Here is a 15,433-nt window from a genome sequence, read left to right as displayed (position 1 = left end):
GAGGCCGCGCGTACCCCTCCGGCGCGATGCCGACGCCCTACCGAGGATTGCTGGGACCGGTCTGTCCCGGAACCGGGTCGGTCACCGCCGTAGTCTCCGGGCGGGGCCCGCCCACGGCAGCGACCGGCGTCACATTATCAGGAATTTCCTCGTCAATTTCGGGCCTGTTAACGCCTGAAGGCATCGATTGCGAAACGAAATCCGGGTCCCGCCCCGGGGAATCCCGGGGCGGGACGCGGAACGTTCCGCTGGGCCTTGCGAAGTGTTCAACCGTCAGCCGGGGAGCGTTCCCCCGGCCGGCGGCCGAACAGCGACCGGCCCGTGGGTCTGCCGTCAGTCCTCCGTGACAGCCGTCACGGAGGGGGCGGCGGCCTGCTCGGCGGCGGCCGTCTTCTTGGCCGTCGCCTTCTTGGCCGTGGTGCCCTTCGTGGCGGCCTTCTTGGCGGTCGTCTTCTTCGCCGCGGTCTTCTTGGCGGCCGCCGTCTTCTTGGTGGCCGCCTTCTTGGCCGTGGCCTTCTTGGCGGTCTTGCGCGCGGTCGCCTTCTCGGCCGGGGCCTCGGGCTCGGCCGCGGCCTCGGCTTCCGCCGTGTCCGGTGCCTGGGCCTCCGGCTCGGCCGGGGCGCTCTTCACCACGACGATCGCGGCCTCCGCCGCGCCCCCCGGGGAACCGGCGGGAGCGGTGACCTTGCGGACCACGCGGCGCCGGGCACGCGGCGGGGCGGCCACGGGGGCCTCCTCGGCGACCGGCTCCGGTGCGACCGGCTCGGCGACGGGCTCCGCCTGCTTCGGCTGCTCCGGCTCGGGCCGCGGCTCCGGCTCCGCCTGCCGCGGGGCCTCGGACTCGACCGGGGCCGGGGCCTCGGCGGGCGCCGGCGCCGTCGCCTTACGCGTGGCACGGCGGCGCGTACGGCCCTTGGGGGCCGCTTCCGCCGCCTCCTGCACGGGAGCCTCCACCGGGGCGGCCGCGGCGGCGACGGCCGGAACCGCCTCCACCTCCACGGTCTCCGGAGCCACCTGGGCGAGCGCCGGCTGCGGCGCGGGCTCCTGGGCGGCGCGCGGGGCACCGGCCGGGGCCGTGGCCTTGCGCGTCACCCGGCGACGGCCACGTCCGCGGCCCGCGGCGGCCTCGGCCTCCGCGACGCTGGAGTACAGCTCCTCGTCGGGGCGGAAGGGCTCGTCGACGGCCACCGGGGCGGCGGCCTCCGCGGCGAGCTCGGCCTCGGTCTCGAACTCCGGCTCGGCCTCGGCCGCCGGGGTCTCGACGGCCTCGGCGGTCTCGAGAGCCTCCGCCGCCTCGGCGGCCTCGGCCGCGCGGGCGCGCTTCTTGGCCCGCTTGCCGCCGTTGCCGCCGCCACCCACGGTGGTCGGCTGCTCCATGTGGACGATGACGCCACGGCCGTTGCAGTGGACGCAGGTCTCGGAGAAGGACTCCAGCAGGCCCTGGCCCACCCGCTTGCGGGTCATCTGGACCAGGCCCAGCGAGGTGACCTCGGCGACCTGGTGCTTCGTACGGTCCCGGCCCAGGCACTCCAGCAGGCGCCGCAGCACGAGGTCCCGGTTGGACTCCAGCACCATGTCGATGAAGTCGATGACGACGATGCCGCCCAGGTCGCGCAGGCGCAGCTGGCGCACGATCTCCTCGGCCGCCTCCAGGTTGTTCCTGGTGACGGTCTCCTCGAGGTTGCCGCCCTGACCGGTGAACTTGCCGGTGTTGACGTCGATCACGACCATGGCTTCGGTCTTGTCGATCACCAGCGAGCCGCCGGACGGCAGCCAGACCTTGCGGTCGAGCGCCTTCATCAGCTGCTCGTCGATCCGGTACGTCGCGAAGACGTCGACCTCCGACGTCCAGCGCTGCAGCCGGTCGGCGAGGTCGGGCGCCACGTGGGACACGTACCCGTGGATGGTCTCCCAGGCCTCGTCACCGCTGATGATGACCTTGGAGAAGTCCTCGTTGAAGATGTCGCGGACGACCCGGACGGTCATGTCCGGCTCTCCGTAGAGAAGGGTCGGGGCGTTGCCGCTCTTCGCCTTCTTCTGGATGTCCTCCCACTGCGCCTGGAGCCGCTCGACGTCACGGCGCAGCTCGTCCTCGCTCGCGCCCTCGGCGGCGGTGCGCACGATGACGCCCGCGTCCTCGGGGACGATCTTCTTGAGGATGGTCTTCAGCCGGGCGCGCTCGGTGTCGGGCAGCTTGCGGCTGATGCCGGTCATCGAGCCCTCGGGCACGTACACCAGGTAGCGGCCGGGCAGCGAGACCTGGCTGGTGAGGCGGGCGCCCTTGTGGCCGATCGGGTCCTTCGTCACCTGGACGAGGACGGACTGGCCGGACTTGAGCGCGGTCTCGATGCGGCGCGGCCCGTTGGCCATGCCGAGCGCCTCGAAGTTGACCTCACCGGCGTACAGGACGGCGTTGCGGCCCTTGCCGATGTCGACGAAGGCGGCCTCCATGGACGGCAGGACGTTCTGGACCTTGCCCAGGTAGACGTTGCCGACGTAGCTGGTGGCCTGCTCCTTGTTGACGTAGTGCTCGACGAGCACGTTGTCCTCGAGGACGCCGATCTGGGTGCGCTCGCCGCTCTGGCGGACGACCATCACGCGCTCGACGGCCTCGCGGCGGGCGAGGAACTCGGCCTCGGTGATGATCGGCACGCGGCGGCGGCCCTGCTCGCGGCCCTCGCGGCGGCGCTGCTTCTTCGCCTCCAGGCGGGTCGAGCCCTTGATGGACTGCACCTCGTCGGACGGCTCGGCCTTCTCGCGGGCCGGGCGCGGCTCGCGGACCTTGACGACCGTACGGACGCCGTCCTCCTCGGCCACCTCGGCCTCGGCGGGCGCCTCACCGGTGCGGCGACGACGGCGACGGCGACGGCGGGAGCTGCTGGTCCCGGCGGCGGAGGGGGTGCCGCCCTCGTGCTCGTCACCCTCCTCGGCGTCCTCGGCGTCGTGATCGTCCTCGTCCGCCTGGGCCTCGGCCTCCTCGGGCTCCTCGGCCTCTTCGGCCTCCTCGCGGGCCTCGTCCGCGTCGGTCATCTCGCCACGGCGGCGACGACGGCCACCACGGCGGCGGCGACGGGAGGGCCGGTCCTCGTACTCCTCGCCCTCCTCGGCGGCCGCGGCCTCCGTCTCGGGCTCCTCGGCCTCTTCGGCCTCCTCCGGCTCCGGGGCCTCGGCGACGGGCGCGACGGGCTCCGCGGGCTCGCCCCGGCGGCGACGGCGACGGCGCCCACCGGTCTCCGCCGGCTCGGCGGCCTCGGCGACGGGGGCGGCCTGCGCGACCGGCGCGGCCTGCGTGGTCTCGGGGGCCTCGTCCTCGTCCTGCTCGGCGGCACGGGCGGCAGCGGCGGCGGCCGCGGTCTCCGGCGTCTGGAACATCGGCTCGGTGAAGACCGGGGCCTGGAAGACGGGCACGGCGGGCCGCGTGGCACGGCGGCGCTCCGTCTTGTGCGCCGGGTCGGTGGTGAACTGCGGCGCTGCGGCACGGCGGCGGGTACGGCCACGGGAGGCGGCGCGCTCGGCTGCGGCGACCTCGTCCTCGTCGGCCGCGATCTGCGCGACGGTGCCGGCGGGCAGGGTCTCGCCCTCCTCGGCGGCGGCCTCCTCGGCCTCCGGCTTCGGCGGGCCGGCGGGCGCGGTGGCCTTGCGCGTGGCGCGACGACGCGTACGAGCGGGCGCGGGCGCCTCGGCGGCAGCCGGGGCCTCGACCTCGGCCTCGGCAGGCGTCTCGGCGACGGCCGGCTCCTGCACGGGCTCCACGGCGGGCGTCTCGGTCTCGAGGGCCTTCGGCGGACCCGCGGGCGCGGTCGCCTTACGCGTGGCACGACGACGCGAACGAGCGGGCGCGGGCGCCTCGGCGGCAGCCGGGGCCTCGACCTCGGCAGGCGTCTCGGCAGGTGTCTCGGCGACGGCCTCGACGGCCGGCTCCCCGGCGGCCTGCTCCACCTCGACGGCCTTCGGCGGACCCGCGGGCGCGGTCGCCTTACGCGTGGCACGACGACGCGTACGAGCGGGGGTCTCCTCTGCGGGGGCCTCCTCGGCGGCGGCCGGGGCCTCGACCTCGGGCGCACCAGCAGGCGCCGTGGCCTTACGGGTGGCACGACGACGGGTCGGAGCAGGGGTCTCCTCGGCGGCGGCCGGGGCCTCGACCTCGGGCGCACCAGCAGGCGCCGTGGCCTTACGGGTGGCACGACGGCGCGTGGGAGCGGGGGTCTCCTCAGCGGCGGCCGGGGCCTCCACCGCAGGCGCACCGGCAGGCGCCGTGGCCTTGCGCGTGGCGCGGCGACGCGCCGGGGCGGGCGCCTCGGCGGCGGCCGGGGTCTCGGCGGGCTCCTGCGGCTGCGGCGCGGCGGCCGGCGGCGTGTCCTGCACCACGACCTCGGCGGCCTCCGGCGCGCCGGTGGCGGCGCTCGGCGGGCCCGCCGGGCGCGACGCGGCGCGGCGCCGACGGCGCGGGGGCAGCGTGTCGCTCGGAGAGTTGTTCTCTTCGCTGTTGTGGTTACCGGCGGTCACGCCGGTGTCGTTCGGCTCGAGCATGCGGGCGGTTCTCCCGTCACGCTCCCGGGCGCCGCGTCAGGCGCGGGCGCCGCACGGGAGCTGTTATGTCTGGCTCGCCGGTTCCGTACACGGACTGCGCACGGCCTGGCGAAAAGTCTGTTGTGTGTCCACGCGGCCCGACCCAGATGGCTCCCGAGTACCAGGGCCGCGCTGCGACGACCGCTCCTACGCGGAACCTGGACCTTCGGGCGCCGCCGTCGCGGAAGCGAGTCCGGCGGCCTTGGGTGGGGCGGCCGTGACTGCCTCGCGGTCGGGCGCGAGCGGGTCGGTCACCGTGCCGGACTCCTCGTCGAAGAGCCCCTGCGCCAGCCTGGTCACCGCTGCGGGGACCGGCGGCGCCAGGTCGGCCACAGCTCGGAGACCGGACAGGACGTCGTCGGGTCGTACGGCAGGTGTCACGTGCCGAACAACCAGCCGCAGTATCGCACAGGGCCCCTCTCCGGGCCTATCGCCCGGCGCGGGAGCGGCCTGGAGGTCCGCCACGGCGCCCCGGGCGTCGAAGTCGCGCATGCCGTTCTTCGTCTTGCGCCGCACCTCGACGGTGTCGGCGGCGAGGAAGGCGGCGACGGCGCGCTCGGCGTCCTCGACCTCCACCCCGTCGAGCCGGAGCTCCCATACGGAGGCGGTCAGCCGGTCGGCGAGTCCGGACGTACGGGCCTCGACGGCGTCGATGATGTCGAGCCCGTCCGGCAGCGACTCGTCGAGCAGCTCCCGCAGCGTGTCCGGGTCGCGCGGCTCGGTGAGCGCGATCTCCAGGTACTCGGCCTCGGAGCCCGTACCCGTGGGGGCGGCGTTGGCGTACGACACCTTCGGGTGCGGGGTGAAGCCCGCCGAGTACGCCATGGGCACCTCGGCGCGGCGCAGCGCACGCTCGAACGCACGCTGGAAGTCGCGGTGGCTGGTGAACCGGAGGCGGCCGCGCTTGGTGTAGCGCAGGCGAATGCGCTGCACTGCCGGTGCGGGCGGCGGGCCTTCGGGCTGTCGCTTGCCCAGTGGTTCTTCTCCTCGGTGCGGGGCGGGCGCGGGTGGCGCGCCGCCCACGAAATTCGGGCGGCTCCCGGGGGTCCCGCCCGGCTCACCCCCGCTTTCGCAGGGAGATCTCGGGTGCGGGCGCCGCGCCAGGAGCGGTCGTTGTACTACCCAGAGTACGCGCCGGGACGGAAGAAGGTTCCAGGGGCTGCCGCGCGGAAGCCCCGCCGACGAGCGCGCGCCACGCGTCACGACGGGCCCTGCGTACCACCTCACCTGCGGAGACGAGCGCGGCCTTCACGGCGCGCCCCGCCTCGGCGGCCGCCTTGCGGGCCGGACGCCAGACGTGGTCGCGGACCGCGTGCCCGACGGGCACGCACACGCCGCGGTAGAACCAGGCGGCCGGACGCCCCAGCAGGTTCCAGGCCAGCCACACCAGCGCGCGCCCGACGGCCCGCGACACGTATCCGGCGACGCGCCACGCGACCTCGGCCGCCGCGACGATCTCCCGGCCGACGGCGAGCAGACCGCGCCCGAGGGGGCGCAGCACCCAGCGGTGGAGGAAGACAGCGGGCACCACGACCAGCGCCCTGACCACCGCCGTGCCGAGCCACACCGCGCCGTGGCCCAGCGGCGTGAGGACGTGGACGTACAGCGGCGTCAGCACCCACCGGTACAGCGCGGTCCACGGCCAGACGAACACGGCCCGCAGGACCAGGCCCGCGCCGTGCCCGAGCGGTCGCAGCACCGTACGGAAGAGCCAGGCCAGCGGGGTGACGATCAGGGTGGTGACCACCCACACCACCGCCGCGGCGAGGCCGCTGCCGAGCCACGCGACGCCCCGCCCCACCGGCGCGAGGACCCACCGGTACACGAAGACGGCGGGCACGACGAGGCCGTAGTGGACGAGCCCCCGCACGAGGCGGGCGACGGCCCGGCCGACGGGCGCGAGCAGGGTGTCCCACACCCAGCCCAGCGCCCTGTCGAGCGGGCGGAGCAGGACGCGTTCGAGGAAGCGGCCGCAGACGGTCAGAACGTCCCAGACCATCCGTACGGGTACGACGACGAGCAGCACCACGATCCGCACCGGGATCCTGATGACCGTCGTCAGGCATCCCTCGCCGCCCTCGTACGCCTCGGGGCCGCGCTTCTCCATGTCCATGCCTGGGATGACGCAACGGCCCGGCCAGGGGTTTCCTCCCCCGGCCGGGCCGTTGCGCGGACGTGACGCGAGCGGTCCCGCGGCTACTTCACCACGGTGAGCGGCAGCAGCTTCTTGCCCGTCGGGCCGATCTGGATGTGGGTGTCCATCTGCGGGCAGACACCGCAGTCGAAGCACGGCGTCCAGCGGCAGTCCTCGACCTCGGTCTCGTCGAGCGAGTCCTGCCAGTCCTCCCAGAGCCAGTCCTTGTCGAGACCGGAGTCCAGGTGGTCCCAGGGCAGGACCTCCTCGTACGTGCGCTCGCGCGTGGTGTACCAGTCGACGTCGACGCCGTACTGCGGCAGCGTCTTCTCGGCGCACGCCATCCAGCGGTCGTAGCTGAAGTGCTCGCGCCAGCCGTCGAAGCGGCCGCCGTCCTCGTACACGGCGCGGATCACGGCGCCGACGCGGCGGTCGCCGCGCGAGAGCAGGCCCTCGACGATGCCCGGCTTGCCGTCGTGGTACCGGAAGCCGATGGAGCGGCCGTACTTCTTGTCGCCGCGGATCTTGTCGCGGAGCTTCTCCAGGCGGGCGTCGGTCTCCTCGGCGCTCAGCTGCGGGGCCCACTGGAACGGCGTGTGCGGCTTGGGCACGAAGCCGCCGATGGAGACGGTGCAGCGGATGTCGTTCTGGCCGGACACCTTGCGGCCCTCGGCGATGACGTTGGCCGCCATGTCGGCGATCTGGAGCACGTCGTCGTCGGTCTCGGTGGGCAGGCCGCACATGAAGTACAGCTTCACCTGGCGCCAGCCGTTGCCGTACGCGGTGGACACCGTACGGATCAGGTCCTCCTCCGAGACCATCTTGTTGATGACCTTGCGCATGCGCTCGGAGCCGCCCTCGGGGGCGAAGGTGAGACCGGACCGACGGCCGTTCCTGGTCAGCTCGTTGGCGAGGTCGACGTTGAAGGCGTCCACGCGGGTCGAGGGCAGGGACAGGCCGATCTTGTCCTCTTCGTACCGGTCGGCGAGGCCCTTGGCGATGTCGCCGATCTCGGAGTGGTCGGCGGAGGAGAGCGACAGCAGGCCGACCTCCTCGAAGCCGGTCGCCTTCAGACCCTTCTCGACCATCTCGCCGATGCCGGTGATGCTTCGCTCCCGCACGGGGCGCGTGATCATGCCGGCCTGGCAGAAGCGGCAGCCGCGGGTGCAGCCGCGGAAGATCTCGACGGACATGCGCTCGTGGACCGTCTCGGCGAGCGGGACGAGCGGCTGCTTCGGGTACGGCCACTCGTCGAGGTCCATGACGGTGTGCTTGGACACGCGCCACGGCACGCCGGACCTGTTCGGCACGACGCGGCCGATGCGGCCGTCGGGGAGGTACTCGACGTCGTAGAACGCGGGGATGTAGACCGAGCCGGTCTTCGCGAGGCGGAAGAGGACCTCCTCGCGGCCGCCGGGGCGGCCCTCCGCCTTCCAGGCGCGGATGATCTCGGTCATGTCGAGCACGGCCTGCTCGCCGTCACCGATGATCGCCGCGTCGATGAAGTCCGCGATCGGCTCGGGGTTGAAGGCGGCGTGGCCGCCGGCGAGCACGATCGGGTCGTCGATCGTCCGGTCCTTCGACTCCAGCGGGATGCCCGCGAGGTCGAGCGCCGTGAGCATGTTGGTGTAGCCGAGCTCGGTGGAGAAGCTCAGGCCGAAGACGTCGAAGGCCTTGACCGGCCGGTGGCTGTCGACCGTGAACTGCGGCACGTTGTGCTCGCGCATCAGCGCCTCGAGGTCCGGCCACACGCTGTACGTGCGCTCGGCGAGGACGCCCTCGCGCTCGTTGAGTACCTCGTACAGGATCATGACGCCCTGGTTGGGCAGCCCGACCTCGTACGCGTCGGGGTACATGAGCGCCCAGCGGACGTCGCACTCCTCCCAGGGCTTCACGGTGGAGTTGAGTTCACCGCCGACGTACTGGATCGGCTTCTGCACATGCGGAAGCAGAGCTTCGAGCTGAGGGAAGACGGACTCGGCAGGCATCTCGCGAACCTTCGTGAGCTGGCAGGGCGACTCTCTAGCGTACCCCGGTGCCCGGACGGTCAGAGCCGCCGCAGTTTGCCCGCCGACGCCCTCGCCCACACCTCCCCCAGCTCCCGCTCCCGCTCGGCCGCGCTCGCCTGCTCCTGGCCGTACAGCAAGCCCCAGGTGAAGGCGGTCTCCCCCGCCGCGTACGCCTTGATCGCCAGGTCCCGCAGGGTGGCGCGGGCGACGACGCTGTCCTGGTGGTCGCCGAGGACCTTCTGGACGGACTTCACGCGCCGGGCGAGGCGTTTCGCCGGTTTGCCGAGGGCGGGGGCGGCGGCCTCGGCGGCGTACCGCGTGCGCTTGGCGGCCTTGCGGGCGGCGTGCAGGGCGAGGTCGCGCTCCTCGCCGGGCGGCAGCGCGAGGGCGCGGTCGACACGGGCGGCGAGGCGCTCGTACTCCGTGAGGACCGCCCGGGGCAGCACCTTCGCCGCGGGCTTTCCGGCTGCCGGGCGCAGCGGCGGGTCGGTGAGGAGCGCGTCGAGGGCGTCGAGCAGGGCGAGGTAGCGGTCGGTGTCGAGGACGGCGAGGGTGCGGCCCCGCGCGCCGGCGCGTCCGGCGGTGGCCCAGACGCGGAGCCGGCCGCGTACCGGCCCGAGGACCAGCGTGCCGGGGAGGGCGTCGATGCGGGCGGTGAGCCGTTCGGTGAGCACCTCCTGGTCGCGGTCGACGCCGAGCTCGCCGCCGAGCCACTTGAGCTCCTCGGCGACCGGATCGGTGGCCGCGCGGTCGAGGACCTTGCGGTACGAGCGCAGCGCGCTGCGCAGGCGGCGGGTGGCGACGCGCATCTGGTGGACGGAGTCCGGCAGGTCGCGGCGTACGGCGGCGTCGGCGGCCTGCAGCGCCTCGGCCTGGGCGCGGAGGTAGCGCAGGACGTGGTCCCCGGCGGTGTCTCCGGTCTTCTCCCGCCGCGGCGGTGCCTGCCGGCCGGTGTCGGCGAGCGCCCGGGCGAGCTTGGAGGCGGAGGCGGCGGGCCGCAGTCCCGCCTTGCGGAGGCGTTTCTCCACGGCGTCCAGGACGGCGGGGTCGCCGCCGTCCGCGAGCTCCACCTCGACCTCGGTCCACTCGGCCCGCCCCGGGGTGCCGTCGAGCAGCTGCGCGCGGACCGTGTCCGTGGAGAGCTCCGCGAGGAGCGTGCCCCGCGCGTCCAGCAGGTGGCGTACGTCGCGGGCCGACAGCAGCCGTACGACGGGCGTGAGCTCCGCGCCCCGGGTCCGGGCGCGGACCAGCGCGGCGAGCGGCTCCGGCACTCCGTCGCCGAGCGGGGCGCGCACCTCGTCGCGCACGTCCGGGGCGACGGGCAGTTTGAGGTGCCAGCCGGCGTCCTCGCCGCCGGTGCGGCGGCGCAGGGTGACCCCGGCGGCGGCGAGGCGGAGGTCGGCGGTGTCGTAGTAGACGGCGTCCAGCTCGGCGACGCCCCGGTCGGCCGCTTCCGCGATCCCGGCCGCGCCTTTCAGGCGGGGCAGCCGGATGTCGGGGCCCGTTTCGTACTTCCGCTCGATCTCACGCTTCGTATCAGCACGCTTCGTATCCGCCGTCATTCGAATCGGAATACCCCGCGGGAGGGGGTCTACGCCGACATCGGCCGCTGCACCCTGATCGACTGGAGCAGTCCGATCGCCACCCACACCGCGAACATCGACGACCCTCCGTACGAGACGAACGGCAGCGGCAGTCCGGCGACGGGCATGATGCCGAGCGTCATGCCGATGTTCTCGAAGGACTGGAAGGCGAACCAGGCGATGATCCCGGCGGCGACGATCGTGCCGTACAGCTCGGTCGTCTCGCGGGCGATGCGGCAGGCGCGCCACAGGACCACGCCGAGCAGCGCGAGTATCGTGCCGGCGCCGATGAAGCCGAGTTCCTCGCCGGCGACGGTGAAGATGAAGTCGGTCTGCTGCTCGGGGACGAACTGGCCGGTGGTCTGGTGGCCGTTGAAGAGGCCCGCGCCGTACAGCCCGCCGGAGCCGATGGCGATGCGCGCCTGGTTGGTGTTGTAGCCGACGCCGGCGGGGTCGAGCTCGGGGTTGGCGAAGGCGGCGAAGCGGTTGATCTGGTACTCGTCGAGGACGCCGAGCGCGGCGACGAGGGCGGCGCCGATGGCGCCCGCGCCGATGAGGCCGAGGACCCAGCGGTTGGAGGCGCCGGAGGCGAGCAGCACGCCGAGCACGATGACGACCATGACCATCACCGAGCCGAGGTCCGGCATCAGCATGACGATGGCCATGGGCAGTACGGCGATGCCGAGGGACTTGGCGACCGTGCGGTGGTCGGGATAGAGCTGGTCGCCCGCGTCGACTTTCGCGGCGAGGAGCATCGCCATGCCGAGGATGATCGTGATCTTCACGAATTCGGAGGGCTGGAGCGAGAATCCGCCGCCGATCACGATCCACGCGTGCGCGCCGTTGATGGTGGCGCCGAGCGGGGTGAGGACGAGCAGCACCAGCACCACCGAGATGCCGTACAGCACGGGCACGGCGCCGCGCAGGGTGCGGTGGCCGAGCCAGAGGGTGCCGACCATCAGGGCGAAGCCGATGCCGGTGTTGAGGACGTGGCGCAGCAGGAAGTAGTACGGGTCGCCGTGGTTGAGCTCGGTGCGGTTGCGGGTGGCGGACCACACCAGCAGCGATCCGACGAAGGAGAGCGCGAGCGCGGAGAAGAGCAGCGGCCAGTCGAGCCTGCGCACCCAGGAGTCGCGTGCGGTCAGCTTCGCCCAGGCGCCGCGCCGTTCGGGCGCGTACCGGGGGACGGAGAAGTTGTTGGTTCCGGCCATGGTGCTGGTGTCAGTCCCTCCACACGCCGGGCGGTCCGGCGAGTTGCTGCTCGTCGTCGCCGTCGCCCTGCTCGGCCGGGTCGACCTTCTGCTCCTCGGGATCGTACGGCTTGATCGGCGGCGCCTCGATCGTGCCGTCGGGCTGGATCTTCGGCAGCGTGGCCTGCGGCTTGGGCAGCAGGGCGCGCCCCAGGTCCTGGTTGCCCTCGTCGTCGAGGCCGTAGAGGGCGTCGTAGATGTTGCGCACGGCGGGGCCGGAGGCGCCGGAGCCCGTACCGCCCTGGGAGATCGTCATGACGATGGTGAACTCGTCGGTGTACGTGGCGAACCAGGACGTCGTCTGCTTGCCGTAGACCTGGGCGGTGCCGGTCTTGGCGCGCATCGGGATCTTGTCCTGGGGCCAGCCGCCGAACCGCCAGGCGGCGGTGCCGCCGGGCTCGACGACGGAGCGCAGGCCCTTGTCGAGGTCGCTGATGGTCTCGGCGTCGACGGGCAGCCGGCCGTGGGCCTTCGGCTTGATCTCCTCGATCCTCCGGCCGTCGGGGCTGATGACGGCCTTGCCGATGGTGGGGTCGTAGAGGGTGCCGCCGTTGCTGATGGCGGCGTAGGCGGTGGCCAGCTGGATGGGGGTGATGAGGACGTCGCCCTGGCCGATGGCGAAGTTGATGCTGTCGAAGGCCTTCAGCTGGTTGCCTTCGAGGCAGCTCTCGTAGGCGATCTGCTCGACGTAGCTGCCGCCCTTCTTGCCCTGCTTGCACCAGGAGTCCTTGTTGGCCGCCCAGAAGCTCTGCTTCCAGTGGCGGTCGGGGATGCGGCCCGTGACCTCGTTGGGCAGGTCGATGCCGGTCTCGGAGCCGAATCCGAACTCGCGCGCGGTCCGGTAGAACCAGTCGCGGGGGTGCTTCGGCTTGAGGCCGCCGTCGCGCTGCCACTCCTTGTGGCCGAGTGCGTAGAAGACGGTGTTGCAGGAGAACTTGAGGGCGTCGCCGAGCGTGATGGGGCCGTGCCCCTTGGACTCGAAGTTGGCGAAGCTGCGGCCGCCGAGGCTGTAGGAGCTGGAGCAGTTGTAGCGGCTGTCGAAGGGGTAGCCGGCCCGGACGGCGGCGCTCGCGGACACCACCTTGAAGACGGAGCCGGCGGGGGCCTGGCCCTGGATGGCGCGGTTGAGGAGGGGGTAGTTGGAGCCCTTGCCGGTGAGCTTGGCGTACTCCTTGGCGGAGATGCCGCCGACCCAGGCGTTGGGGTCGTAGTCCGGCTGGGAGGCCATCGCGATGACGCGGCCGGTCTTGGACTCCATGACGACGACGGCGCCCGCGTCGGCCGCGTACGGGCGGCCGGTGATCTTGTCGGTCTCCTTGCGGACGGTCTTCATCGCCTGCTGGAGCTCGTACTCGGCGACCGCCTGCACGCGTGCGTCGATGGAGGTGACGACGTTGGAGCCGGGGCGGCCGGGGTCGGACTCGGACTCGCCGAGGACGCGGCCGAGCTTGTCCACCTCGTAGCGGGTGACGCCGGCCTTGCCGCGCAGCGCCTTGTCGTACGTGCGTTCCAGGCCGGAGCGGCCGACCATGTCGGAGCGGAGGAACGGCGAGTCGGTGTCCTTGGCCTTCTCGATCTCCTGGTCGGTGACCGGCGACAGATAGCCGAGCACCTGCGCGGCACGGGCCCCGCCGGGCGCGGTGTAGCGGCGTACGGCGGCGGGTTCGGCGGTGATGCCGGGGAACTCCTCGGCGCGCTCGCGGATCTGGAGCGCCTGCTTGGGGGTGGCCTCGTCGGTGACGGGGATCGGCTGGTACGGGGAGCCGTTCCAGCAGGGCTGGGGGGTGTCGGCGTCGCAGAGGCGGACCTTGTCCGTGACCTCCTTGGGCTCCATCCCCAGGACCGCGGCGAGCCGCGTGAGGACGCCCTTGCCGTCGTCCTTCATCTTCATCAGCTCGGTACGCGAGGCCGAGACCACCAGCCGCGTCTCGTTGTCGGCGAGGGGGATGCCGCGGGCGTCGAGGATGGAGCCGCGGACCGCGGGCTCCACGACCTGCTGGACGTGGTTGCTGCGGGCCTCCTCGGTGTACTCGTCGCCGTTGCGGACCTGGAGGAACCAGAGGCGGCCGACGAGGGTGAGGAACATGGAGAAGACCAGGACCTGGATGGCGATGAGCCGGATCTGGACCCGGGGGGTCCGGCCCGTCTCGGGGATGTTGCCCATACGCGTGTACCCCCTTGGTCAGAGTCGTTTGACGCCCTTGATGCGCCCGGCCCGGGCCGCCCTGCTGCGGGCGGCCTTGATGCGCAGCCCGCTGCGCTGGCTGCCGATCCGCAGGCCGGTGCCGGAGGCCATCCAGCCGGTGGAGACGTCCGTGCCGGCGGTGGTGGTGTCGGCGAGCGGGTCGTTCTCGGCGCGTCGGGCGAGCGCCATGATCAGCGGCACGGTGAACGGCGCGAGCAGCAGGTCGTAGACGACGGCGCTGATCAGCAGCGGGACCAGGCCGACGTGGCGGGCGGCGGTGTCCCCGACGAGGGCGCCGACGCCCGCGTACAGCAGGGTGGAGACGGCGGCGGCGGCGACCACCATGGCCATGGGGCCGGTGGCGGAGCGCAACTGCCCGTTCTCGGGCTTGGTGAGGCCCGCGAGGTAGCCGATGACGCACAGGACCAGCGCGTAGCGGCCGGCGGCGTGGTCGGCGGGCGGGGCCAGGTCGGCGAGGAGGCCGGCGCCGAAGCCGATGAGGGCGCCGCTGACGTGCCCGTACACGAAGGCGAGGGCGAGGACGACGAGCAGCAGCAGGTCGGGGACGGCGCCGGGGAGCTGGAGGCGGGCGAGGATCGAGACCTGGAGGACGAGCGCGACGACGACCAGGGTGGTGGAGAGCAGGATCCGGTTGAAGCGCATGGTCTTACTCCTCCTCCGGCCGGCCGGTGGCGGCACCGCTGGGCTGACCGCTGGGGGCGCCGCTCGGGGCGCCGGTGCCCGTGGGGCTCGGGGTGACCGTGACGGTCACGGTCGGCTCGGGCGTGGGCCGGGGCGGCAGGACCGTGTCGCGCGGGTCGGTGCGCGGCGACTGGACGACGACGCCGACGATGTCGAGCTTGCTGAAGACGGCGTACGGGCGGACGAACACGGTGCGGGTCAGGTCGCCGCCGGACGGGTCGACGCGGACGACCTCGCCGACCGGGACTCCGGGTACGAAGGGCTTGTTGGCCTGCGAGCCGAAGGTGACGAGCCGGTCGCCGGGCTTGACCTTGGCCTTGCCGTTGAGGAGCTGCACGGACAGCGGCCGGTCGCCCTGGCCGGTGGCGAAGCCGAGCTCGTCGGTCTTCTCCATGCGGGTGCCGACGGTGAAGTCGGGGTCGTTGGCGAGGAGGACGGTCGCGGTGCTCGGCCCGACGGTGGTGACGCGGCCGACGAGCCCGTCGCCGTTGATGACGGTCATGTCGCGCTGGATGCCGTCGGTCGAGCCGGCGTCGATGGTGACGGTCCACGAGAAGCCCTGGGCGGCTCCTATGGCGATGACCTCGGCCGCCTTGATGCCGTACTGGCCGGCGCCGGCCTTCTTCAGCAGCCCGTCGAGCTCGCGCACCCGGGCGCGGTTGCGGTCGTCGCTGCCGAGTCTCGCCTTCAGCGCGGCGTTCTCGCGCTCCAGCCGCGCGATGCGGCTGTGGCGCTCCCCGGAGTCCCGTACGGCCGCGATGGCGTTGCCGATCGGGTCGACCGCGGACGCGACGCTGTTCTCGACGGGGCCGAAGACCGTCGCGGCGGCCCGCCGGGCGCCGTCGACGGGTGACTCCTCGCCGCCGCGGATGTCCACCGTGATCAGCGCGAACGCGATGGCTACCAGCAGGACCAGGAGTAGCCGGCTTTCTCGTGTGTCCCTCACGTGGGGCGGCCGTGCCCTTCCTCGTAGGAATGTGTGTGCTGTGCCGTTGTACTAC

The 15,433-nt window shown here is 73.0% G+C and carries 9 protein-coding genes; all 9 read right to left on the bottom strand.

Annotated elements, in window-relative coordinates; translation table 11 throughout:
* Positions 1 to 333: 333 nt before the first annotated feature.
* Positions 334 to 4,530 carry an Rne/Rng family ribonuclease gene (locus AC07FJ_RS01020; RefSeq protein ID WP_479043947.1) on the bottom strand — a complete coding sequence of 1,399 codons (4,197 nt, stop codon included), beginning with the start codon at positions 4,528 to 4,530 and terminating at the stop codon, positions 334 to 336.
* Between the two features lie 186 nt (positions 4,531 to 4,716).
* A complete protein-coding gene (locus AC07FJ_RS01015) occupies positions 4,717 to 5,502 on the bottom strand; it encodes a TIGR03936 family radical SAM-associated protein (protein WP_361413521.1) in 786 nt (261 codons plus the stop codon).
* Positions 5,503 to 5,626: 124 nt separating this feature from the next.
* Entirely contained in the window at positions 5,627 to 6,682 is a 1,056-nt protein-coding gene (locus AC07FJ_RS01010; RefSeq protein ID WP_479043945.1) for a hypothetical protein, read from the bottom strand.
* A gap of 83 nt (positions 6,683 to 6,765) precedes the next feature.
* Positions 6,766 to 8,691: a TIGR03960 family B12-binding radical SAM protein gene (locus AC07FJ_RS01005; RefSeq protein WP_479043943.1), complete on the bottom strand. Its 1,926-nt coding sequence runs from the start codon at positions 8,689 to 8,691 to the stop codon at positions 6,766 to 6,768.
* Between the two features lie 59 nt (positions 8,692 to 8,750).
* Positions 8,751 to 10,274 (bottom strand): CYTH and CHAD domain-containing protein, encoded by a 1,524-nt coding sequence (locus AC07FJ_RS01000; RefSeq protein WP_479043941.1) that lies wholly within the window; start codon positions 10,272 to 10,274, stop codon positions 8,751 to 8,753.
* Between the two features lie 29 nt (positions 10,275 to 10,303).
* Positions 10,304 to 11,506, bottom strand: coding sequence for a rod shape-determining protein RodA (gene rodA / locus AC07FJ_RS00995; protein ID WP_361413512.1), 1,203 nt, complete (start codon positions 11,504 to 11,506; stop codon positions 10,304 to 10,306).
* Between the two features lie 10 nt (positions 11,507 to 11,516).
* Positions 11,517 to 13,709: a penicillin-binding protein 2 gene (gene mrdA / locus AC07FJ_RS00990; RefSeq protein ID WP_479043940.1), complete on the bottom strand. Its 2,193-nt coding sequence runs from the start codon at positions 13,707 to 13,709 to the stop codon at positions 11,517 to 11,519.
* An 18-nt stretch (positions 13,710 to 13,727) separates the two neighbouring features.
* On the bottom strand, positions 13,728 to 14,393 hold the full coding sequence (gene mreD / locus AC07FJ_RS00985; protein ID WP_361413506.1) for a rod shape-determining protein MreD: 666 nt from the start codon (positions 14,391 to 14,393) through the stop codon (positions 13,728 to 13,730).
* Between the two features lie 4 nt (positions 14,394 to 14,397).
* Positions 14,398 to 15,378 carry a rod shape-determining protein MreC gene (mreC, locus tag AC07FJ_RS00980; protein WP_479043937.1) on the bottom strand — a complete coding sequence of 327 codons (981 nt, stop codon included), beginning with the start codon at positions 15,376 to 15,378 and terminating at the stop codon, positions 14,398 to 14,400.
* Positions 15,379 to 15,433: the final 55 nt, after the last annotated feature.

The sequence above is a fragment of the Streptomyces sp. NPDC045998 genome, assembly GCF_056430285.1.
Note: the sequence above shows the minus strand (reverse complement) of the source record. Positions and strands in the feature narration are given on the sequence as shown.

Bases quoted from the DNA above. Each gene is read 5' to 3' on its own strand.
- AC07FJ_RS01020 (WP_479043947.1), bottom strand. From the start codon at position 4,530: ATGCTCGAGCCGAACGACACCGGCGTGACCGCCGGTAACCACAACAGC.
- AC07FJ_RS01010 (WP_479043945.1), bottom strand. From the start codon at position 6,682: ATGGACATGGAGAAGCGCGGCCCCGAGGCGTACGAGGGCGGCGAGGGA.
- AC07FJ_RS01005 (WP_479043943.1), bottom strand. From the start codon at position 8,691: ATGCCTGCCGAGTCCGTCTTCCCTCAGCTCGAAGCTCTGCTTCCGCAT.
- AC07FJ_RS01000 (WP_479043941.1), bottom strand. From the start codon at position 10,274: ATGACGGCGGATACGAAGCGTGCTGATACGAAGCGTGAGATCGAGCGG.
- rodA (WP_361413512.1), bottom strand. From the start codon at position 11,506: ATGGCCGGAACCAACAACTTCTCCGTCCCCCGGTACGCGCCCGAACGG.
- mrdA (WP_479043940.1), bottom strand. From the start codon at position 13,709: ATGGGCAACATCCCCGAGACGGGCCGGACCCCCCGGGTCCAGATCCGG.
- mreD (WP_361413506.1), bottom strand. From the start codon at position 14,393: ATGCGCTTCAACCGGATCCTGCTCTCCACCACCCTGGTCGTCGTCGCG.